Origin of the sequence: Paenibacillus sp. GYB006 (assembly GCF_036577645.1) — a bacterium.
In the GTDB taxonomy this organism is placed as follows: Bacteria; Bacillota; Bacilli; order Paenibacillales; family Paenibacillaceae; genus Paenibacillus.
In genome coordinates, this window is the sequence record NZ_JARBDA010000006.1 from 202,389 (window position 1) to 222,788 (window position 20,400).

A 20,400-nucleotide genomic window follows, 5' to 3' on the forward strand; every position below is an offset into this window, starting at 1 on the left:
TTCCCTTCTTCCTTCCCCCGAACGAAACGTTTAGGAACCTAATTTTAATGAACCGTAATCCATATAAAAAATATGATAACCATCGCTACTTGCAAGATGATCTTCATGACTGTACTTGCAAATAAACCTAACACCGAACCAAATCCAACTTTCGCGGACTTTTGGACCGTCGATCCGCCAATCAGTTCCCCGACAAAAGCGCCTAAGAAGGGTCCAATAACAAGTCCAAAAGCCGGTATTACAAAAGGTCCGATAATGACACCAATGGTACTCAGTGTGGTCGACAGCTTTGAACCTCCATATTTCTTCACGCCCCAGGCATTAACGACGTAGTCTGCAACAAACAGCACCACGACGATCAGTGTCTGAATAATCCAGAACCAGACTCCAAATGATTCAAATCCGAAGAACCATCCATATACGAAAAAGGCGAAGTAAATGGCAAGAGCGCCAGGTAAGATGGGGAAAATCGCTCCCGCAAGTCCAATCGCAAATAATAGAATAACAAGAATCCAACCAAGGATTGTCATCAGGCGATTATGCCTCCTTCAAAATATAGTCTCGTATCACTTCCACGATTCCATCTTCATTATTCGTGCCTACTACGAGATCTGCTGCTTCTTTTACCGTTTCCTGTGCATTCCCCATAGCGACTCCAAGACCTGCTGCTTGAATGACAGCAAGATCATTCAGACTGTCGCCTACCGCAACCACCTCTTCCATCGTAATTCCGAGCAGTTTACATACTTCCTGAATCCCGCTGGCTTTAGAAATACCCGCCGGATTAATCTCGAGGTTCGTTGTTGAAGAATTCGTAATCTGAAGACCACCCAGATCTTGAAGCTCCATCAAAATCTGATGACGGACTTCATTATCTTCGGTTGTATAACCGAATTTCAGCCACTCATGATCGTAGATGGATTCCACCCACCGTTCGCTGTTATACAGTTTATCTACCGAATAAGCCCAGAACCAGCAATCATGCTTTATCGCAATCTCATGCATTTTAGATACAAGTTCTGGATCAAGCAAGGTTCTAACTTGCAGTTCATTCGGCGACTTCCATACTTCGCTTCCGTTCACCGTAACCATCGGTGTCTCAAGTCCAAGTTCCTGGCCATAAGGAAGCGCATGATGAGCAGCACGTCCTGTAGATAGGCATACATGTATACCCGCTTTCATCGCCTTATGAATCCAGCTGGACGTCTCGTGAGAGATTTCATGTTCATCGGTCAGCAGCGTGCCGTCCATATCTAGCGCAAGTAGTTTATATCGATATTGATTATTCAAAATAAGTTTCCTCCTTTTTTTCTCTTATCCATCCATTCTTTATCTTTATTGTTCATTTATGAATCACAATACATATCGCATTTTATCATAAACAAGGAAATGCAACAAAAGAGGTTTAATGGTACAAAGTCAAATGTAAGACATACATAAAAAGAGCAGGTGGCCTCACCTGCTCTTTTCTATGATTTTATTTCTATGCATTTCATATATATTCCATATTACAGTTGTACTTCCCTGCTTCCCCTGCCTCGCATGAATCTCCGAACGAGAACACCATGAAGCGGCGAGAACAGAAAAGCAAGTACGAAGAACCCTCCTGCCGAGGCCACCATGCACCCCGCAATCGAAGCATCAAGCAGGAAGGCCATATAATATCCAGCAACGGAACTTGCTGCTCCGATAAGAACACTATAAGTCAGCATGACCCCAAGACGATCCGTCAATAGATAGGCGGTTGCAGCAGGAACAATGAGCATCCCGACAACGAGAATAGCCCCTACGCTATCAAAAGAGGCAACCGAAGTCATGGAGACCATCCCCATGAGTAAATAATGAAACAGTGCCACCGGAATACCGCTTGCTGCGGCAAGTGCTGGATCAAATGAACACAGTTTGAATTGCTTATAAAATAAAGTTAGTAAGAGCAATATGACAAACAGGGTTATCCCAAGCATCCATACCGCCCTTGGCCCTACGTCAACACCGCCCAAAGTCAGCTGATCCCACTGAACATAAGCAATTTCCCCAAAAAGCACATGATCGAGATCAAGATCAATATTTTGTGCGTTCAAGCTGATCAAGATAACCCCTACGGCAAAGAGTGCCGTAAACACAATCCCAATCGATGCATCGGACGATAGACCGCCCCCTTGTAACATTTGAATGAGAAAAACAGCAATGAGTCCAAAAGCAGTAGCGCCTGCCAAAATCCACAGCGACTCGCGCCCGCTGATTAGAAAGGCAATTGCTATACCTGGCAGCACAGCGTGACTAATGGCATCCCCGACCATTGCCATCTTTCTCAGCACTAGAAAAGTCCCAAGAAGCGCACAGGCGGAGGAAACGAGTATCGCGGTGAGTATAATCCAAAATCCTGACATAATAATTCTCCTCTACTTCCTGATTTCAGCCTGCTGCTTACTTGACCGCTGATTATAATCTGTTTTCACTCTCCGGCCACGAATGACTCTTGCAATCCATCCTCTATCTGGGGCAAAAAGAACAGATACAGCAAACAATCCTGTAGCAACGAGTACGGTTACTGGTCCTGTAGGTAAATCGGGTGTTGTTGCACTAATCACCGTACCGATTACTCCACTAAGTGCTCCGAATAATCCAGCCAGTACAACCATCAGACCCAGCCGATGTGTCCAATATCTAGCCGCTGCAGCGGGCGTAACGAGAAGTGCAGCAACAAGCACGACACCTACAATCTGAACCCCTGCTACGACGGCAATTACCGTAAGGAACAACAGCAGCTGCGCTAGTAACCCAGAGGGATACCCCATTCCTCTAGCAAATCCCGGATCAAAACTAATTAACTTAAATTCTTTAAATAAAAGACAGCATACAACAAGTAGAAATATAGAAACGCCAAGCATCGTATAGACATCGCTTCTAACCATAGAAGCCGCTTGACCAAACATATATTTATCCAGTCCGCTCTGACTTCCATAATCCCCGTGTTGAATGCGGGTTAACAACATAACCCCTACTCCAAAAAAGACGGACAATATAACACCGAGTGCAGTGTCTTGTTTTATACGGGAATACTTCGTTATGACTGATATTCCGACTGTCGCAATTATTCCGGAAACGAGAGCACCCAGCATAAATAAGAAAGTTGATTTTACCCCGCTTAGCATAAAGGCTATACAGATGCCTGGAAGAGCGGCATGGGCTAACGTATCTCCAATCAGACTTTGCTTACGAAGATAAGTAAATGATCCCACCATTCCGCTGCTAAACCCAAGCAGCATCGAACCAAGCATGATCCACCTTGCATTTGGATCTGTCATAATGGAGAATATCCAGTTCATCATACGTACTACTCCTTCCACTTCTCCGCAGCGGCTGACTGACCAATCATCGCAATACGGCCGCCATATGTTTTTTGAAGCATCTCTGATGTAAAAGTGGTTGGTGTTGGACCTGCTGCCACTAACTTTCCGTTCAGCAGTATGACATGATCGAAGTATTCCTCTACTGTAGCAAGGTCATGATGAACAACAAGCACTGTTTTCCCCTGTTCTTTCAATTCGCTCAGCAAGGCGATGATCGCCTTCTCTGTTGTCGCATCCACACCTGCAAAGGGTTCATCCATGAAATAGATATCCGCATCCTGCGCAAGGGCTCTTGCCAGGAATACACGCTGCTGCTGTCCACCGGACAGCTGACTAATCTGTCGGTGACAGAAATCGGCCATCCCTACTTTTTTCAGACAATCCATTGCGATTTCCTTTTCTTTCTTCCCAGGTCTCTTAAACCAACCCAGTCTTCCGTACCTCCCCATGATCACTACATCAAGGGCATTCGTCGGAAAATCCCAATCCACAGATTCTCGCTGAGGTACATATCCAATTCTTTTGCGCTGTTCTTTATAGGGTTTTCCGTAGATTTTGACATCCCCACTGAGGGAGGGCACGAGCCCCAGCGCTGCTTTAATGAGCGTTGACTTTCCGGCTCCATTCGGTCCTAATATTCCTATTAATTTCCCTTCCGGTACGGAGAATGTGATGTCTTCAAGCACCGGTTTTTTATGATAGGCAACGGCCAGATGCTGAACAGAAAACGGAAATTGCACTTCACTTGATTCTGTTGCATTCACGGTGTCTTCCTGCGTTAATATGCCCATTTTCTCCACTCCTCTTATCCTTGTGTATCCTATTTCAAAGCTTCAACGATAACCTTCGTATTATGTTTTACCATACCAATATACGTTCCCTCTTCGGTTCCTTCTTGGCCCATCGCATCGGAGTATAATTGACCGCCAATCGTAACCGTATGCCCTTTCTCTTTTGCCCCAGCTACGATCGCTTCCATCGCTTTAGGTGAAATACTGGATTCTACAAAGACGGCTTTAATTTGGTTGTCTACAAGGAAATCCCTCAGCTCACTAACATCGTTCACTCCATATTCAGCAGATGTACTGATTCCTTGTAAACCAAGCACTTCAATATCGTAAGCCTGACCAAAATAGCCAAAAGCATCATGTGCAGTGACGAGCACCCGAGAAGCTTTAGGAATGGAAGCAATACTTTCGCTGACTTCTTCGTGTAAATCTTGCAGCTTCGCTATATACGCATCCGCCTGGTCATTATAGTCTTTCGCATGTTCAGGATCTGCCTGAGTAAGAGTGTCCCGAATTGTATCCGTAACCTGTATCCACTTTGTCACATCGAACCATACATGAGGATCCGCCTCTTCCTTATCCCCATAAGGAACCATCAGCAGTTCGCTTTCTGGAATATCCTTCGTCACTTGAGTCACGGTCTTAGACTTGCCTAGATTGATTAGAATATCGGACATCTTTCCTTCAAGATGTAAACCGTTATATAAAATGAGATCCGCTTGTTCCAGTTTTCTAATGTCTCCTTGAGAAGCTTTATACAAGTGGGGGTCCACTCCTGGTCCCATCAGTCCGGTTACTTCTACATGATCTCCGCCGACTTCTTTAGCTGCATCTGCAATCATACCCGTTGTAGTCGTAATCTTTAATTTCCCCGTCTCTTCGTTTCCCCCAGCTTCACTTGATGTACCGCAAGCTGCTAAAACTAGGATTGAACTCATTACTACAACAGCTATAACGATTCGATTCCATTTACTCCTCTTTTTCATTGTCCACTCTTCCTCTCTGCGGTGATTTCCAAAATTCCAAAACCCAGATCTTTACCATGTACAAGTTGTTTAACCTACAACAATTAATTTACATATAACCAATTAAGTTTCCCTAAGGCAAATTTTATGGGAGACAAAATAAAAAAGCAAGAGAAATTTTCTCTTGCTTGTCTTCGATTTGGCTACAATACGCTATGGCCCATATATAATTCTGTGCGCCTATTTTTATTTCTCTTTGGTTGCCTTCTGTTTCTTAGGTGTGCCATCCAAACCGTAATACATATCATATGCATCGAAGATTTTACGAGCGATCGGGGCAGCACTGACCGATCCAAAGCCACCTTCCGGAATCATAACGGCGACCGCAAGTTTTGGATTTTCACGAGGAGCAAAGGCAATAAATACTCCATTATCGACCCGCTTTCTGGTTCCGTTAAAGAATATGTCCTGCTGAGATGTACCGGTTTTCCTAGCAAAATCATAAGGAAATCCATCGAAACTCGTCCCCACATTGGTTGCCATCGCACTGCGAATCAGATTCCAGTTCGCATCACTAAACTTCACTTCATTCAGCACCTTTGGCTCTATTTTACGGATGACATTCCCTTCAGAATCCCTAATCTCGCTGACAAGATGCGGTTCCATGCGTTTCCCTTTATTCGCAAGCATGGCTACGTACTGAGCAAGCTGCATTGTCGTATACTTTCCCTGCTGTCCAAAAGAGGCGAAAGCAAGCCGGGAGAGGGCTGTTTCCTTTTCGTTCTTATACTCAATATTTCCTCGGTATTCATTAGGGAGATCCACCCCAGTTTCTACCCCAAGCCCAAACTTTTTCATATATTGATCCCAGATATCGATCGCCTTGCTGCTGCCATAACGTTTCCAAAGCCCTTCCCCAATCAAATCCACCATAAAAGCATTGGATGATCTACGAATGGCCTCCCGTGGAGTCAAGCTCCCCATCACTGAACCACCAGAATTTCCTACTCTTGAGCCATCAAGACCAAATTCAGCATATCCTTTGTCTGGATACACGGTTGATGGGCTGATGAGTCCTTCTTCTAGACCTATGAGAACACTCAGAGGTTTAATGGTTGAGCCCAGCAGAACAACGGATTCAGTTGTATTCGTTTGATCTGTAGGAAAAAAAGAGCGTATCGTACCATTTTGGTATACATTTTTTATTTCGTTATACACCTTAGGAGAAACGCCCCCATTCTCCCATACATTCGTATCGTAATCCGGCATGCTTGCCATAGCTATTACATTTCCGGTATCCACTTCCATCGCTACTGCGAAGCCCATTCTTGCATTTTGTGATTCCTTTCTACCACTCGTACGAAGCGCTTTGATCTGATCTGTAATAGCCTGTTCCGTTATCCGCTGCACATCTTTATGCAGATTTGTATATAGATCATTCCCTTTTTTAGGCGGCACTAGCTCCCCTGGACCTGTCGGCATATTACGCATATCTACTGGTATTAACTGATAGCCCGATTCCCCGCGCAGTTCCTCCTGATATTGTAATTCAAGCCCGCCGAAGCCAACATTCTCATTCTCTTGATAAAAAAGACCTGGATTTTCTAGACCCACTTCTGAATTATGTTCACTAATTTTCTTATAGAACGGATCATCCTTGGCTCCTTTATATTTAAACAGGTATCCAACGGTTTGCGTAGCAAGCGTATCTTTATGGTATTTACGTACCGTTTCTTCAATGATTTGAATCCCTTTAAACTGATCTTTATTCTGTAAAAAGTAGGCTACTTCTTTATCTGATAAATTGCTTTTGATGAGACGTGGAACATATCCGCCGAATTTGGAATAATTAAGATCCAGGCTCTCGATAATCTGCCCAGCAGTGATTTCCGGGGCATTCTTCTCCCCATATTTCGTAAAGATATCTGCTATTTTCTCGGCCATCAAATTCATTTCAATTCTTCCCGCTGTAGGAATCCCGTTAGACAATCCATAATTCTCGTATAAAGAAATATATAAAGAATGCGAGGGCTCTGAATAAGCCAGTGGTGTATGAGTAGAATCATAGATCGTCCCACGGATCGGCATCATGGGTACTGCTCTTTTATTCTCTCCTCGTTCTAGATTCGCTAGTTCCTCCCCTTCCACAAACTGTATAAACGCAAGTCTTACGATAAGAACACAAAATAATATAAAAACGGCGAAAAAGGAAATATTCATACGAAAAGTCCGTCTCCGCTCGATCTTTATATTCTCTTCATCCTGTTCATAACGATTCATTAGTAGTCCCCCCATAGATAAAACAACAACTGTACATATACGCTAATTATACCAAGATTTACCACTATTGTACAAAAAAGAAGACGCCCTTTGCTTTTATGCAAAAGACGCCTTTCTTATCAATCTATTCATTCTGTGAAGTTTCTTCATCATCTTGCGGGTTCCCTTTTGGAACACCATCCAGACCGTACACTTTATCATAAGCATCAAATATTTTACGAGCAATAGGAGCCGCACTGCTGGAACCAAATCCACCCTCTGGTATAACGACGGCTACAGCCAGTTTCGGATTTTTACGCGGTGCAAAGGCAATAAACACACCATTATCAATCCGGTTTCTTGTCCCATTATAATAAATATCCTGCTGCGAGGTACCTGTTTTCCGAGCAAAGTCATATGGGAAACCTGAGAAGGCCATGTCCACATTGGTTGACATCCCGCGGTGAACCGTATTCCAGTACTCATCTGCAAAATCCACTTCATTGAGTATCTTAGGTTCAATTTTCTTGACTACATTTCCTTCAGAATCACGAATTTCTTTGATGAGATGCGGTTCCAACCTTTTTCCTTTGTTAGCAAGCATCGTTGTGTATTGAGCAAGCTGCATAGTCGTATACTTACCCTGCTGCCCAAAGGATGCATACGCAAGACCTGTTAACGCAGTTTGATCCTCTTGCAAGTATTCAATCTGCCCTTTAAATTCACGTGGTAGATCCACACCGGTCTCTACCCCAAGACCAAATTCTTTCATGTATTTATCCCACACACCAAGTCCTTGATCCGGCTCACTCTTATATTTCTGATATAATCTTTTACCTATCATGTCGACCATAAAAGCATTAGACGAGTGCTTGATCGCTGTATCTGGATACAAGAGTCCGTATACATGGCTTTGTGAGTTACTAATTCTTTTATTTTCCCTACCAATCGTTGCATAACCTATATCTTGATAGGCGGTATTTGAAGTAAACAATCCTTCTTTCAGACCAATCAGAACACTTAACGGTTTAATCGTAGAACCCAAAAGTACGGTCGACTCCATCCGTCTTCTCGAATCATCCGGCGGGTACGATTCTGTTGTACCGTTACGATAAATGTATTTAATTTTGTCATAATCCCATTCATCATTAGGATCGTAATCCGGCATACTCGCCATTGCCACAATGTTGCCTGTATCTACTTCCATCGCAACAGCATAACCTCTTGTAGCATTAAGATGTAATTTACCAGAGACAGGATTACGATGCAGCCAATCAAGCTGATCCATTATCGCTTGTTCCGTTTCCACCTGAATCTCCTTATTGATGGTAGATACGATATCTTTTCCTTTCTCAGGGGCCTGAATAACTGTCCCTTCTTCTGGAAGATTCAGTGGATTGATTGGAATTTGACTATAGCCTGCTTTACCACGAAGTTCATCCTGATACTGCATTTCAAGGCCGTCTACACCAACCTTTTCCAGTTCAGAATAGACAAGTCCTGGATCTGTCTGATCTTTATTTGTTTCATCTACTTGTTTATATTTCTCGAGTGTTTTTGAGGTCTTAAATGTTTTAAGATAGCCGATTGCCTGAACAGCAACTGTATCCTCATCATATTTTCTTACCGTCTCTTCGATTACGCTGACGCCAGGAAACTCTTTTTTATGTTGCAAAAAATAAGCAATTTCTTTTTCTGATAAGTTACTTTTAATCAGCCTAGGTGTATAACCATGCGTTTGCCGATAATTAAGGTCCATTGCCTTTTCGATATCAGCTGCAGTTAATGTTTCCGCGTCCGGGTCTTTATACTTTTCAAAGACTTCAGCAAGACGCTCAGCCATCTCCAATGCTTCTTCATGGTTTGGATTTACCGAACCGTCTGTCGGCTTACTATAATTTTTATATAAAGTAATGTACAGTGACTGAATAGGCTCTGAATAAGCAAGTTTCACCTCACCCGTAGAGTCAAGTATGGAACCCCTTACCGGAAGTAGCGGTATATTCTTAGTCACACTGCCGCTTTCCTGCTGCGCGAGCTCTGGCCCTTCTACAAACTGAAGCACAGCAAGCCTAATGATAATAATAGAAAAAATAATAAAAGAGCTAAAGAAGAAAAAATTAAGACGAAAACTAAATCGGCGCTTATTGGACAGTTCTTCCTTTTCATGATTTTGCTGCTGAGTCATACCATACCTCACTTTTCTTTCTGTTCCATAGATATCCTTTTTTATTCTACCACAACTGTGATCTAAATTTCTCTTTTGCTGATTACAATTTCGTCATAAAACGACAAAACCGCGTGTGCCTCAATCACGTGGCACACGCGGTTTTGTCATAATATATTGCAATTGGATATTTTAAAGCCTACTCACCAGAATCATCTTGTTCGGAAGCTTCGCTCTGATCTTGTGAATCTTGAATTTTGGGTGTTCCGTCAAGGCCAATATACTGATCGTAAGCATCATAAATTTTACGTGCAATAGGCGCTGCACTGACGGAACCGAATCCTCCTTCAGGCACAACAACAGCAATCGCAAGTTTCGGGTTATCTCTAGGAGCAAATGTGATAAAGACGCCGTTTTCTACGAGTTCGCCGCCTACACTTTGCTGAGATGTTCCTGTTTTGCGAGCAAAATCATACGGGAACCCCTCAAATCCTTGAGCATTACTGTTCATGCCTGCTTTGATTTCATCCCAAAAAGAAGAATCAAACTCAACGGTGTTTAGTATTTCTGCACCAAATTCTTTCACTACATTGCCTTCTACATCCGTAATCTTGCTTGCAATTTGGGGTTTCAGTCGTTTTCCTTCATTCGCAAGCATGGCTGTATACTGAGCAAGCTGGAGTGTTGTGTACTTTCCTTGTTGCCCAAAAGAAGCATAGGCAAGCGCTGACTGCGAACTGCTATTCTCTGCTTCATTTATATATTCGCGCAGACCAGACTGTTCATTAGGTAGACCGCTCTCTGTCGATACCCCTAGCCCAAACTCCTTCATGTATTTATCCCATACATCAACGCCATCTGCACCATACTTCTCATATAATTTATTTCCGACCATTTCTACCATGAACGCATTGGAAGAATGCTCAATAGCTGAAGCAGGGTCGATCAAACCGTAAGCGTGGCTCCCCGAATTTCGAACGGAAGTTTCATAACCCTTCTTACCAAACTTCCCTACCCCCACATCATTATATAAAGTAGAAGTCGTAAACAAATTTTCTTGCAGACCAATGAGAACAGATAATGGCTTAATAACGGAACCGAGCAACACCGTGGAAGAAGGATGTTTATAACTCTCTTCTTTACTGCTGTAGGACTGATACACTTCACGAATGGCGCCATTTGAAGCATAAGGAGCAATATTATTAAGTTCTTCTTGTGACATGCTTCCTTTTGTCCAAATGTTCGGGTCATAGTCAGGCATACTCGCCATCGTTACGATCTTGCCTGTGTCCACTTCCATGGCAACTGCAAATCCCGTTTTGGCATTTGGTGCTTTAATACTAGAATTACTTGTCGTTTGCAAATATTCCAATTGGTCCATGATTGCCTGTTCGGTAGCCAACTGAACATCTTTATGAATCGATAACCACACGTTATTCCCTTTTTTAGGAGCCGTAATCTCTGCTTCACCAGAAATTTGATTTTGTGAGTTCACCGGGAATGTCTTAACACCCTTCGTCCCTCTTAGCTCCTCTTGAAACATAAACTCTATGCCATCATATCCGACTTCCTCGTCATCTAGATATTGAAGCTTAGGGTCGGTTTCTTCTTTGGCCTTCAGATAATAACCGAGTCCATAATCCGGATCAATTACGGAACGGAATGGTTTCATATAACCTACCGTTTGTACGGCAACGGTATCCTCGTCATAACGTCTCACATTTTCTTCTACCACTTCTACGGTTGGAAACTCATCCTTATGGGATAGAAAATAGGCGATCTCTTCATCTGTCAGATCTGTCTTGATTCTTCTCGGCGTATATCCGTAATTCTTGCGATAGGATATATCAAGAGCTTCCTCAATTTCATCTTCTGTCATTGTTTTGCTCGAATCTCCATACCGGTCAAAAACATGTTTGAGACTCGAAACAAGCTCTTGTAATTCATCTTTGTTTTCTTCACGGGTGTAGTTTTTATCTAAACTCACATACAAAGACTGAGTCGAGGTCGAATAGGCGAGCCGATTCTCGCCCGTAGAGTCAAATATCGTTCCCCGAATGGGTGAAAGAGATACACTTTTCGTTGCGACACTTGCTTCTTCTTTTTTTAGCGTAGGACCCTGAACCAGCTGCAGATATGCCAGCCTGATGATCAGTACACCAAAGATCAAAAAGGTTGCAAGGAAAAAGACATTAAGCCTGAAAGTAAACCTTTTCTCCTTTACAATCTCTTTTTTCATATATGGGTCTGTTCCCTCTTTGCTCATTCCTAAACTATCCTTTCTAACTGCGGTTTAACAAATACATTATAAGGACTGATCTTTGATATGGGTGTCGTAGAAGTTAGATGGATTGAACCAATTTCCACTATTCGCCCAAGTTGGATCAAGAGGTACCCACTCATCTGTCTCACTTAAATACACTTCGTTCCATGCATGAGCACCGTATCCGCCTTGTCCATTATATCCAAGACCTGTAATGACTTTTACATCCAATCCTTCTGACCGGGCCATAACCGCGTATAGCCTTGCATAGTCGATGCAAACACCTTTCATCGTTTGAAAAGTATCCTGCGGTGTTTGCTCATTCCAGATGCCTCTTTGCTCATAGTCCTCTACTTTGCCGTAATCATACCCAACACGAGTACCTACCCATTGATAGAGCGCCTTTGCTTTTTCTTCATCAGTGGCCGCATTCTCTGTCACTTTCGAAGCTGCTCCTTCTATATCCTTAGGGATACTCCGATCAATCACTTCATATCTTCGGTGCATCATGCCGGTTAGTTCATTTTTTGCCGCTTGGGTAATGACAGGAAGCCGTTCCTTAATCAGTGTTCCCGAGAGCGGTTCAATTACTTTTTTGGCACCCTGCTGATACAAAGGGGAGGATTCCACATAATTGCTGAATGTACTTCCCGGATATAGACTCACTAATATAAATAACAGCGCAATCACCAGTATGCTTCTCGCTACACCGACAACAACTCCGAAAGCAGCACCAAGAAGGCGGCTGATCATCCCTGGATTCTTACGTGATCTGGTATTTGACCTGCCAAGACCAAGTCCTGTAAGCAAACCACCAACTACAGAAAGAACAAAACGTATCACTGCATAACTAATCATAAAAAGAACAGCAAATCGCATTAACGGAAAATCAGTTAGCCCGGTAATGGCAGTATAATAAATTTGCTCCCATACTTTCAAATCTCGATTAGGTATGTTCTCACTGTATTGTGCCAGCCACGTTTGAACCATTGGAGATAATTTCATAGAGAGAAAAAAAGCACCAGCTAGACCAATGACGGTAAACATTCCTTCCGTAACCAGGTTTACCAGCGCTCCAGCTGAGCGTGATGCTCCTCTTGCAAATCCTTGTATCAGTGATACAAGGAGAATAACCAATAGAACAAGCGTGACCGCATTTCCATTCAATAGGCTGTCGATCCATGATTCGAACATGCTATCACCCCTGTTTTACCTATACGAATATTTATCTTTATTTAGTTTTGTGCGGTTTCCATGTACTGTTTCACTGCGGCATTATTAATACTCCACTCACCCACAGATACACCGCGCAGACTTACCTTCACTTTGTCTTTACCTTGCTCTCCTGTAACTTCCACATTGGGACTCGTAATTGTGAACGTTCCATCCTCGTGAAGAACATAGGTCGCTTGCTTCGCTTCATTCTGCATCAGTTCTTGTGCTTCTGTTTTCACTGTTTCCACAGTAGACGAACTTACATCCGTAACTACATCTTTGATCTGATCTAAAGAAACACCGCTGTATATGATCAGTGCGGCCACAATTACAAGAACGATAGCCCACTTTAGTACCGTCTTAAGCACATTAATGACGATAAACAACAAAATCAAAGCAACAATAATAACCAGCCAATTTTGCTGAACGAACTCTTTCCATACTTCTAAATCCATTGTGATCATCCACCTCCCGAACTCCATTCATATGAGTTCCCGAATATTATACATGATTACCGATACTGCTGTCAGCTAAGCCCGGGTTTACGCAAAAATACGGTATAAGACTGTCCCATTAGGCGTACAAGTATATCATACGATGTTCTAGCTATATATTGAAATGGGAGGTGCTGTTTCCTTGAAAACGGCCATATGGCTTTATTTATTTCTTTTTTTAGCCTTCTTCGATTTACATGCACAGTATCCTATTCTTACGCCTTTTGCGATTTCATTAGGCGCAGCTCCCACCTTTATTGGTTGGATGATGGGCATTTATTCCTTAACCCATCTACCGGGAAATCTGATTGCAGGCACAAAAATTGATAAGCATGGAAGCAAGCGTTACATTATTTTCAGTCTAACAACTGCTGGGATCCTTTTGTTGCTTCAAGCCTATGTTGATACCCCATGGCAACTACTTATTTTACGGGCACTCAGCGGATTTGTTCTCGCTTTTCTCTCTCCTGCCTGTATGACTCTGCTTGCTCAGTTGTCTTCTGATCCAACCACGCAAGGAAAGTATATGTCAGGACATGGTGTGGTCCATACACTGGCTTCTGTGGTCTCTCCCGCAGCCGGCGCCTTCATTGTTGCAGGCATTGGCTTCTCCGGGACTTTTCAGATTCTTGGAATTCTGCTGATCATTACTGGGCTGATGGCATTTTTTACGATTCCTGCCGTAAAGGCAGCCAGTACGGCGAGTGCCAAAGTGCTGCCTCCTATGGAAGGCCGTTTTCTTCCGATATCTTGGCGTTATTTTGTTTTACCGCTAGTCATTGCATGCTCTCAAGGCGTTCTTTTCTTTGAACTCCCCCTGAGAGGCAGCGGCTCAGCTTCGATATTATCAACAGGCCTGCTATTCTCCATCATCAGTTTAGGAGCACTTACTACACTCAGTATGTTGTTTCTCAATCGTTATTCGACAAAGCTTCGTCTTGCCGCAGGCGTATTACTGATGGCAATCAGCTTCTTTCTGCTCGCTTCTGTACCTGAACTGCCTTTATGGCTTGTTCTCTATGTCCTTGGCACATCCAAAGGAATCATATTCCCGGCACTAGCAACCATGTTTGTGCAGCTGAGTGGCGGAGCCAGGCTTGGGCGGATTTTTTCTATTCAGTCCATTGCGACTTCATTAGGTTCTTTTGTAGGTCCCATTGCAGCCGGACAGATTCGAATGGAGATCTCTCCTTACTTTCTTGCTTTCCTTGTTCTCATGATTGGTCTCTTATTTTTACCTTTTTCAAAACAGGTGCGCACTTCCACACTTACTCCCGAACCAAAACACATCTAATAAAAAAGACGGTAGGCAAACGAGTGGTGGTTAATTTGTCTACAGTCTGAGATCAGTCCAATCATGGACTGATCTTTTTGCATGAAATCCTTACTTTGCGATAAAATAGAACATAAACATTTCCCGGGGAATTTCGAGTCCATATGCGAATAAAACAAGAGGTGAAGCATACGATGCCGATTCATGTCATTGTGGAAGGCAAAAATGATCGCAGCAAACTCCGTCGGTTGTTACAACCCGAGATTTCTATTTTATGCACGTATGGAACACTGAACAGCATGAAGCTAGAAAAACTTCGTAAACAGATTAAATATGATGAAGTTTATTTGTTTATGGATAATGACAGCTCTGGAAAACGCATTCGAGGTGAACTCAGAGATACCTTCCCGGATGCAGAACATATTTATACCAGACGAGGTTATGCTGGGGTGGAAGGTACGCCTGATGAGTATCTTATTGCCCAGTTAGAAAAAGCAGGTCTTGATGAATACATTATCTACCCTGACTTTAGCAGCCATTTTGATAATTAAAAAAAGCTGTGCCTTTAATGGACACAGCTTTCTCACTACATAGATCAACTTATTCACTCACTACATTCCTAACGTCTCTTGCAATGATCTCCGGCGCAGCTTCTTCTGTATTAGAGGCATTATAGATTTTGCGAATATTGTTGTCCTGATCTACTAATGCAATAAGATTAGCATGCACGAAATTATCCACACTATTTCCTTCAATGAGAATTTTGAATGATTCTCTTGCTAACTGCTTTGTCTCTTCTGCATCTCCTCTCAGGAAATACCAGCCAGAATAATCTGCTTTGAACCGATCTGCAAAAGCTTTGATGGTTTCTCTAGTGTCAACTTCCGGATCAAATGATATGGAAACAAATGAAGCTTCCTTGCCAAACGTTTCATCTTCCTTCAGCAGTTCCTGAACCTGAGACAGGCTGAAGGTCGTTACCGGGCATACATCAGGACAACTTGTAAAATAGAAATAAAAAAGACGTGTTTTCCCTTCCGTATCCTCTAGAGAAACAGTACTTCCATCTACATTCTCCATCGAAAAGGGTTCTACTTTTCCTAACTTCGGATATTCCTCTTTTCCAAAATCGAGCGCATTATAAATGAGATAACCTGCCATAACTGCTGCGATCAATAATAAAATCCAAGTCCATATGTACTTTTTGAAAATCAAGAAGATCCGCTCCTTCTTCAATAAATGGTTTTTCCTGATGAAAGCAGCCAAATGTATTATAAAATCGATCCAACTATGTAACAATTTTGAAGTTAGAGAGTAAAAAAAGGAGGAGGCCATCCGGTTTGGAGCGGGTCTCCCTTTTATTTCATGATTAACGCAAAGTTCCTTGGTGTAATAAAAATAGATATAGTATTTGAAACATAGTCTGTTTCTGCTTATTTATGAACGGTATCTAGAATCATAAGAAGGAAACTGATCGTTAGGTAGTTAATTGAGAAGAAAAACATTTTTTTGGCCCAAGCATCGGTGTCTTTTGCTTTGAAACCTTGGAAGCCGTAAAATAACCATATGAGTGATAAGATTAGCGTAACAATCATAAACACAAGACCTGTGTAATTGTACACATACATGAGAATTGGCACAGGAACCAGAAGGATTAAATAAGGAATCATCTGAATTTTTGTGCGTTCGATCCCTTTGACCACAGGAAGAAGCGGATATCCTGCAGCACGGTAATCTTCTACCCTGCGAATCGCCAGTGCCCAGAAATGCGGAGGCTGCCATAGAAACAACAAAGCAAACAAAAGTAGAGCGCCAAGATCAAGTTTTCCTGATGCAGCTACATAACCGATAACGGGAGGTACCGCACCGGAGAATCCGCCTATGGATGTACTCCATGTAGATGAACGCTTGAGCCATAAAGTATAAATGATGACGTAAATGAACATCCCAAAAATACCAAGGACGCCTGCAAGCCAGCCGGAATAGGCAAACAAAACAATAAGTCCCAGAATTCCTAAACTGACAGCATAAGTAAGCACTACCTTCGGGCTGAGTTTCCCAGTGGGTAGTGCGCGATTACGAGTCCGTTCCATTTTTTTATCTAATTCACGATCAAAATAATTATTGAACACACAGGATGAGGCCATTACGAGCATCGTTCCGATCATGGTAATAATCATTCTTAAATAATCAACATCCCATTGAGATCCAAGCCAAAAACCACCAAATGCTGCAACCAGGTTTGTTCTCAGAATGCCCGGCTTTGTCAAAACCACAAAATCTTTCCATGTTGCAGATTCTCGCGGCGGCGTAGGCCGTGCGGGGATAGCTGCTGTATCGGAAGATGCCTGATATCTATTATTCACGCTTGTAAATCCTCCTTACGATAAACGTCTTATTGGAGAAAATAATTATTGCCTCCGATATAAATTTTATCATAACAAATAAGGAAAGTCTTTGACAAAGATCACTCAATTATGAATAGGCTATGACAAATTTCCTATTTGTGAGGTAAGTTATTGGAATATCATATACCTTTATGTCAAAATACGAGCATTCTATCTTTTTTTACTTGAATAGAGATTTTCTCAATAGGGAATTAAATAATTTAGTATCTTTAGATTACAAAATAACAAATTTCAGCAGAATTTATGATTCGATTACTAAAAAGGAGAGTACCTACATGGATACAGCTACACATTTTGTTATGGGCTTTGGTCTTGCTGGCCTAAGTTTCGTTGACCCTGTCGTGGCCTCAAATCCAGAACTGGCTGTTGCCGTCATGGTTGGCACCGTTGCAGGATCACAAGCTCCAGATCTTGATACGGTTCTTCGAATTAAAAAAAATAATGCTTCCTATATAAGAAATCATCGAGGGATAACTCATTCGATCCCCTTTCTATTTATATGGACAGCGCTGATTACCGCAGTAATTTCCTTGTTATTCCGAGACGTACCCATCCTGCATGTTGCCTTATGGACCGGAGTAGCCGTATGTGTTCACGTATTCACCGACGTATTTAATACATACGGAACACAAGCTATGCGTCCTTTTACAGAGAAATGGATTTCTTGGAACATCATTCATATTTTTGATCCGGTTCTCTTTACAACCCATGTGATCGCTATTTTATGTTGGTTCTTTGGGATTTTCGATCCTGCACCCACTTTTATTGTCTTATATTCATTCTTGGCTCTTTATTACGTCTGGCGTACACTAGTTCATTATTCCAAAACAAAACAAGTAAGAAAGATGGATCCCTCATCAGCACCTGAAGATAAGTATTATGTTATCCCTACGATTCATTTAAATCGCTGGCATGTGGTCAAAGCTCACAAAGACGGCAGCTACGAGATTGGGAAATTAGATGGACATCTCCTCGTCTGGAGTAAGCATGCTGTGTCCTCTGATCATCCTGCTGTTGAGATTTCTAAATCTCACCCAGATATTCAGGCATTTCTATATTTCACTTCCTTTGCTGTTGCAGAAGTTGAAGAATTAAGCTTTGGCTATTTTGTCAGATGGGGAGATGTAAGGTATCGTCATCGTAAACAGTACCCCTTTGTTGCCTGTATGGTAATGGACAGAAATTATGAACCGATCAGCACTTATGTGGGATGGCTTAGTGAGGATAAGATGGAGAAAAAATTATCCCTTGGCTCTCACACCTAAGTATCAAAAAGAGAAACGGCCCCAGGAGGCCGTTTTTTTATGCTTGACGTAATATACCGCTTTCATGCAAAATCAGCTACATAGGCAACACAAAAAGCTTGGACGGTAGAAATACCGTCCAAGCCCGCTAATGTGATTGTTGAGTTATTACATTTATTTACTTTGACCAGACAATTGCTGTTCAGCGATTTGTACTAGACGTTTTGTGATATATCCCCCGAGTGAACCTGTTTCGCGGGAAGTGTAGTTACCGTAGTAACCATCCGCCGGAATGGTGACGCCCAGCTCTTGAGCAGCTTCCATTTTCAGTTGTTGAAGTGCAGCGTTCGCTTGTGGAACTACCAAATTGTTAGAACGAGATCCTGATGCCATGTGTGTAATCTCCTTTCGCCTCGCGCGTGATGTTTGCTGTTGCAAGCTTGCAAGATTATTATGGCTCTCTCTCGAAAAGCTATACTTCTTTTTAAAAATATTTTTTTGGAGGTACTTTCACATGAGTAAAGGTCTGTCTCTTTGGTTTGCTGCTTCTTCTATTATATTACTTATGGTCACCGCAGTTTCACTTAGCCATTCCTTATGGTTAGCTTTACTTTTTAGTATTTTAGCCATCTGTAATATCGGCTGGGGATTCGTCATTAAGGCAAAACGGAATCGTACTGAGATGAACCGGTCTTAGAGTTTAAACAACAAAACCCATCCGTTTCTTCACTTCTGTCAGATTTGCAGCGGCGATCTCTCTTGCCCGCTCTGCAGATTCATTTAGAATACGCATCAGTTCATCGGACTCACGAATCTCACGGAATCTCTCCTGCATCGGTTCAATAACAGAAACCACCACTTCCGCAAGTTCCTTTTTGAAAGCCCCATACATTTGTCCTTCGTACTGTTTTTCGATCTCTTGCAGAGAGAGTCCGGAACATTCGCTGTAAATACTCATTAAATTACTGATCTCCGGTTTGTTTGCAGGATCGAATCGAACCGTACTGTCCGAATCTGTTGTTGCACGGCTGATTTTTTTGCGAATGTCTTTAGGTGTATCCAAAAGCGAGATATAGCTTCCTGGATTTGGGTTACTCTTACTCATTTTCTTAGATGCATCATCCAGTGACATAATCCGTGCCCCGACTTTTGGAGTATAGATCTCAGGAATGGTAAAGAACTCTCCATAACGACGGTTAAAACGCTGAGCGAGGTCTCTTGTCAGTTCCATATGCTGCTTTTGGTCATCTCCAACCGGTACGAGATCCGCGTTGTAGAGCAGAATATCAGCTGCCATCAAGGAAGGATATACAAAAAGTCCTGCACCTACGGATTCTTTACCTGCTGATTTATCTTTAAATTGTGTCATACGTTCAAGTTCACCCATCGCTGTCAGCGTAGTCAGCATCCATCCGAGTTCTGCGTGCTGAGGTACATGAGATTGCAAGAACACATTCGCCTTCTTAGGATCAATTCCAGCTGCCAAGTATAACGCAGCAACGTCTTTAGATTGTTCGTAGAGCGCAGCAGGGTCTTGTGAGACCGTAATTGCGTGCAAGTCTACAACTACAAAATTACAATGATATTCGTCTTGTAACTTAACGAAATTTTTCATTGCCCCAATATAATTCCCTAGCGTTAGCTTTCCACTAGGTTGAATACCCGAGAATACCGTTTTCATTTTCTAGTCCTCCTACAATTCATATCCTTCAAAAATGTAACAAAATACAAAAAGGCCCCACATCCCGTGAAAGGGACGTGAGACCGTGGTGCCACCCTAATTCGCTGCTTAATCGCACATAAAAAACACTCATAAGCAACCTTATCTTCCTTAACGCGGATTAGTCGTCCTGACCTACTAAAGAAGCATCGCTTCTCGTTAAGCCGGGCTCTCCAGGGTCCATTCAGTCAAAGTCCGCAACACCGATTCGCATCAACCATCGGCTTTCTGCAGTTGCATCACTAAGCTTA

Annotated in this window: 19 protein-coding genes and 1 other annotated feature (1 of these 20 cut by a window edge); of the genes, 4 read left to right on the forward strand and 15 right to left on the reverse strand. The window is 42.5% G+C overall.

Features of this window, described 5'->3' with window-relative positions; all coding sequences use genetic code 11:
* Positions 1-44: 44 nt before the first annotated feature.
* The 11 genes from PV403_RS15905 to PV403_RS15955 form a co-directional block, all read right to left on the reverse strand.
* Entirely contained in the window at positions 45-530 is a 486-nt protein-coding gene (locus PV403_RS15905) for a DUF456 domain-containing protein (protein WP_213534088.1), read from the reverse strand.
* A gap of 7 nt (positions 531-537) precedes the next feature.
* A complete protein-coding gene (locus PV403_RS15910) occupies positions 538-1,290 on the reverse strand; it encodes an HAD family hydrolase (RefSeq protein ID WP_374705828.1) in 753 nt (250 codons plus the stop codon).
* A 218-nt stretch (positions 1,291-1,508) separates the two neighbouring features.
* Positions 1,509-2,390, reverse strand: coding sequence for a metal ABC transporter permease (locus tag PV403_RS15915; protein ID WP_213534090.1), 882 nt, complete (start codon positions 2,388-2,390; stop codon positions 1,509-1,511).
* Between the two features lie 12 nt (positions 2,391-2,402).
* Positions 2,403-3,332 (reverse strand): metal ABC transporter permease, encoded by a 930-nt coding sequence (locus PV403_RS15920; protein ID WP_213534092.1) that lies wholly within the window; start codon positions 3,330-3,332, stop codon positions 2,403-2,405.
* 5 nt (positions 3,333-3,337) lie between these two features.
* Positions 3,338-4,144 (reverse strand): metal ABC transporter ATP-binding protein, encoded by an 807-nt coding sequence (locus PV403_RS15925; RefSeq protein ID WP_213534094.1) that lies wholly within the window; start codon positions 4,142-4,144, stop codon positions 3,338-3,340.
* Between the two features lie 29 nt (positions 4,145-4,173).
* A complete protein-coding gene (locus tag PV403_RS15930) occupies positions 4,174-5,127 on the reverse strand; it encodes a metal ABC transporter solute-binding protein, Zn/Mn family (RefSeq protein ID WP_213534096.1) in 954 nt (317 codons plus the stop codon).
* Between the two features lie 225 nt (positions 5,128-5,352).
* On the reverse strand, positions 5,353-7,386 hold the full coding sequence (locus PV403_RS15935; protein ID WP_332085253.1) for a peptidoglycan D,D-transpeptidase FtsI family protein: 2,034 nt from the start codon (positions 7,384-7,386) through the stop codon (positions 5,353-5,355).
* Positions 7,387-7,510: 124 nt separating this feature from the next.
* Positions 7,511-9,553 (reverse strand): peptidoglycan D,D-transpeptidase FtsI family protein, encoded by a 2,043-nt coding sequence (locus PV403_RS15940; protein WP_213534100.1) that lies wholly within the window; start codon positions 9,551-9,553, stop codon positions 7,511-7,513.
* A 178-nt stretch (positions 9,554-9,731) separates the two neighbouring features.
* Positions 9,732-11,798, reverse strand: coding sequence for a peptidoglycan D,D-transpeptidase FtsI family protein (locus tag PV403_RS15945; protein WP_213534102.1), 2,067 nt, complete (start codon positions 11,796-11,798; stop codon positions 9,732-9,734).
* Between the two features lie 39 nt (positions 11,799-11,837).
* Entirely contained in the window at positions 11,838-12,989 is a 1,152-nt protein-coding gene (locus PV403_RS15950; protein WP_213534104.1) for a transglutaminase domain-containing protein, read from the reverse strand.
* 41 nt (positions 12,990-13,030) lie between these two features.
* Entirely contained in the window at positions 13,031-13,465 is a 435-nt protein-coding gene (locus tag PV403_RS15955; protein ID WP_213534106.1) for a hypothetical protein, read from the reverse strand.
* Between the two features lie 181 nt (positions 13,466-13,646).
* On the opposite strand from PV403_RS15955, the gene PV403_RS15960 reads away from it, so the two are divergent.
* Together PV403_RS15960 and PV403_RS15965 are read left to right on the forward strand one after the other, a co-directional pair.
* Complete coding sequence (locus tag PV403_RS15960) at positions 13,647-14,798, forward strand: MFS transporter (protein ID WP_332085254.1); 1,152 nt, start codon at positions 13,647-13,649, stop codon at positions 14,796-14,798.
* A gap of 173 nt (positions 14,799-14,971) precedes the next feature.
* Positions 14,972-15,328, forward strand: a complete 357-nt coding sequence (locus tag PV403_RS15965) for a toprim domain-containing protein (protein ID WP_213534182.1) — start codon at positions 14,972-14,974, stop codon at positions 15,326-15,328.
* Positions 15,329-15,377: 49 nt separating this feature from the next.
* Here the strand turns inward: PV403_RS15965 and PV403_RS15970 are convergent, their stop codons facing one another.
* Both PV403_RS15970 and cyoE read right to left on the reverse strand, forming a co-directional pair.
* Entirely contained in the window at positions 15,378-15,938 is a 561-nt protein-coding gene (locus PV403_RS15970; protein ID WP_213534184.1) for an SCO family protein, read from the reverse strand.
* A 272-nt stretch (positions 15,939-16,210) separates the two neighbouring features.
* Complete coding sequence (gene cyoE, locus PV403_RS15975) at positions 16,211-17,143, reverse strand: heme o synthase (protein ID WP_213534109.1); 933 nt, start codon at positions 17,141-17,143, stop codon at positions 16,211-16,213.
* Positions 17,144-17,460: 317 nt separating this feature from the next.
* Here cyoE and PV403_RS15980 point away from each other — a divergent pair, with 317 nt between their 5' ends.
* Positions 17,461-18,450, forward strand: coding sequence for a metal-dependent hydrolase (locus tag PV403_RS15980; RefSeq protein WP_332085255.1), 990 nt, complete (start codon positions 17,461-17,463; stop codon positions 18,448-18,450).
* A gap of 153 nt (positions 18,451-18,603) precedes the next feature.
* On the opposite strand, the gene PV403_RS15985 is transcribed toward PV403_RS15980, so the two are convergent.
* Positions 18,604-18,822, reverse strand: a complete 219-nt coding sequence (locus PV403_RS15985) for an alpha/beta-type small acid-soluble spore protein (RefSeq protein WP_160034732.1) — start codon at positions 18,820-18,822, stop codon at positions 18,604-18,606.
* Between the two features lie 121 nt (positions 18,823-18,943).
* Between PV403_RS15985 and PV403_RS15990 the strand changes: the two genes are divergently transcribed.
* Positions 18,944-19,126: a hypothetical protein gene (locus PV403_RS15990; protein WP_213534113.1), complete on the forward strand. Its 183-nt coding sequence runs from the start codon at positions 18,944-18,946 to the stop codon at positions 19,124-19,126.
* A 3-nt stretch (positions 19,127-19,129) separates the two neighbouring features.
* Here PV403_RS15990 and trpS read toward each other — a convergent pair whose 3' ends face one another.
* On the reverse strand, positions 19,130-20,110 hold the full coding sequence (trpS, locus tag PV403_RS15995) for a tryptophan--tRNA ligase (protein ID WP_213534115.1): 981 nt from the start codon (positions 20,108-20,110) through the stop codon (positions 19,130-19,132).
* A gap of 68 nt (positions 20,111-20,178) precedes the next feature.
* Positions 20,179-20,400 (reverse strand) — a binding site (T-box leader) (it continues 23 nt past the right edge of the window).

Bases quoted from the DNA above. Each gene is read 5' to 3' on its own strand.
- PV403_RS15935 (WP_332085253.1), bottom strand. From the start codon at position 7,386: ATGAATCGTTATGAACAGGATGAAGAGAATATAAAGATCGAGCGGAGA.
- PV403_RS15930 (WP_213534096.1), bottom strand. From the start codon at position 5,127: ATGAAAAAGAGGAGTAAATGGAATCGAATCGTTATAGCTGTTGTAGTA.
- PV403_RS15940 (WP_213534100.1), bottom strand. From the start codon at position 9,553: ATGACTCAGCAGCAAAATCATGAAAAGGAAGAACTGTCCAATAAGCGC.
- PV403_RS15990 (WP_213534113.1), top strand. From the start codon at position 18,944: ATGAGTAAAGGTCTGTCTCTTTGGTTTGCTGCTTCTTCTATTATATTA.
- PV403_RS15920 (WP_213534092.1), bottom strand. From the start codon at position 3,332: ATGATGAACTGGATATTCTCCATTATGACAGATCCAAATGCAAGGTGG.
- PV403_RS15955 (WP_213534106.1), bottom strand. From the start codon at position 13,465: ATGGATTTAGAAGTATGGAAAGAGTTCGTTCAGCAAAATTGGCTGGTT.
- PV403_RS15980 (WP_332085255.1), top strand. From the start codon at position 17,461: ATGGATACAGCTACACATTTTGTTATGGGCTTTGGTCTTGCTGGCCTA.
- PV403_RS15985 (WP_160034732.1), bottom strand. From the start codon at position 18,822: ATGGCATCAGGATCTCGTTCTAACAATTTGGTAGTTCCACAAGCGAAC.
- trpS (WP_213534115.1), bottom strand. From the start codon at position 20,110: ATGAAAACGGTATTCTCGGGTATTCAACCTAGTGGAAAGCTAACGCTA.
- PV403_RS15925 (WP_213534094.1), bottom strand. From the start codon at position 4,144: ATGGGCATATTAACGCAGGAAGACACCGTGAATGCAACAGAATCAAGT.
- PV403_RS15965 (WP_213534182.1), top strand. From the start codon at position 14,972: ATGCCGATTCATGTCATTGTGGAAGGCAAAAATGATCGCAGCAAACTC.
- PV403_RS15915 (WP_213534090.1), bottom strand. From the start codon at position 2,390: ATGTCAGGATTTTGGATTATACTCACCGCGATACTCGTTTCCTCCGCC.
- PV403_RS15945 (WP_213534102.1), bottom strand. From the start codon at position 11,798: ATGAGCAAAGAGGGAACAGACCCATATATGAAAAAAGAGATTGTAAAG.
- PV403_RS15905 (WP_213534088.1), bottom strand. From the start codon at position 530: ATGACAATCCTTGGTTGGATTCTTGTTATTCTATTATTTGCGATTGGA.
- PV403_RS15970 (WP_213534184.1), bottom strand. From the start codon at position 15,938: ATGGCAGGTTATCTCATTTATAATGCGCTCGATTTTGGAAAAGAGGAA.
- PV403_RS15950 (WP_213534104.1), bottom strand. From the start codon at position 12,989: ATGTTCGAATCATGGATCGACAGCCTATTGAATGGAAATGCGGTCACG.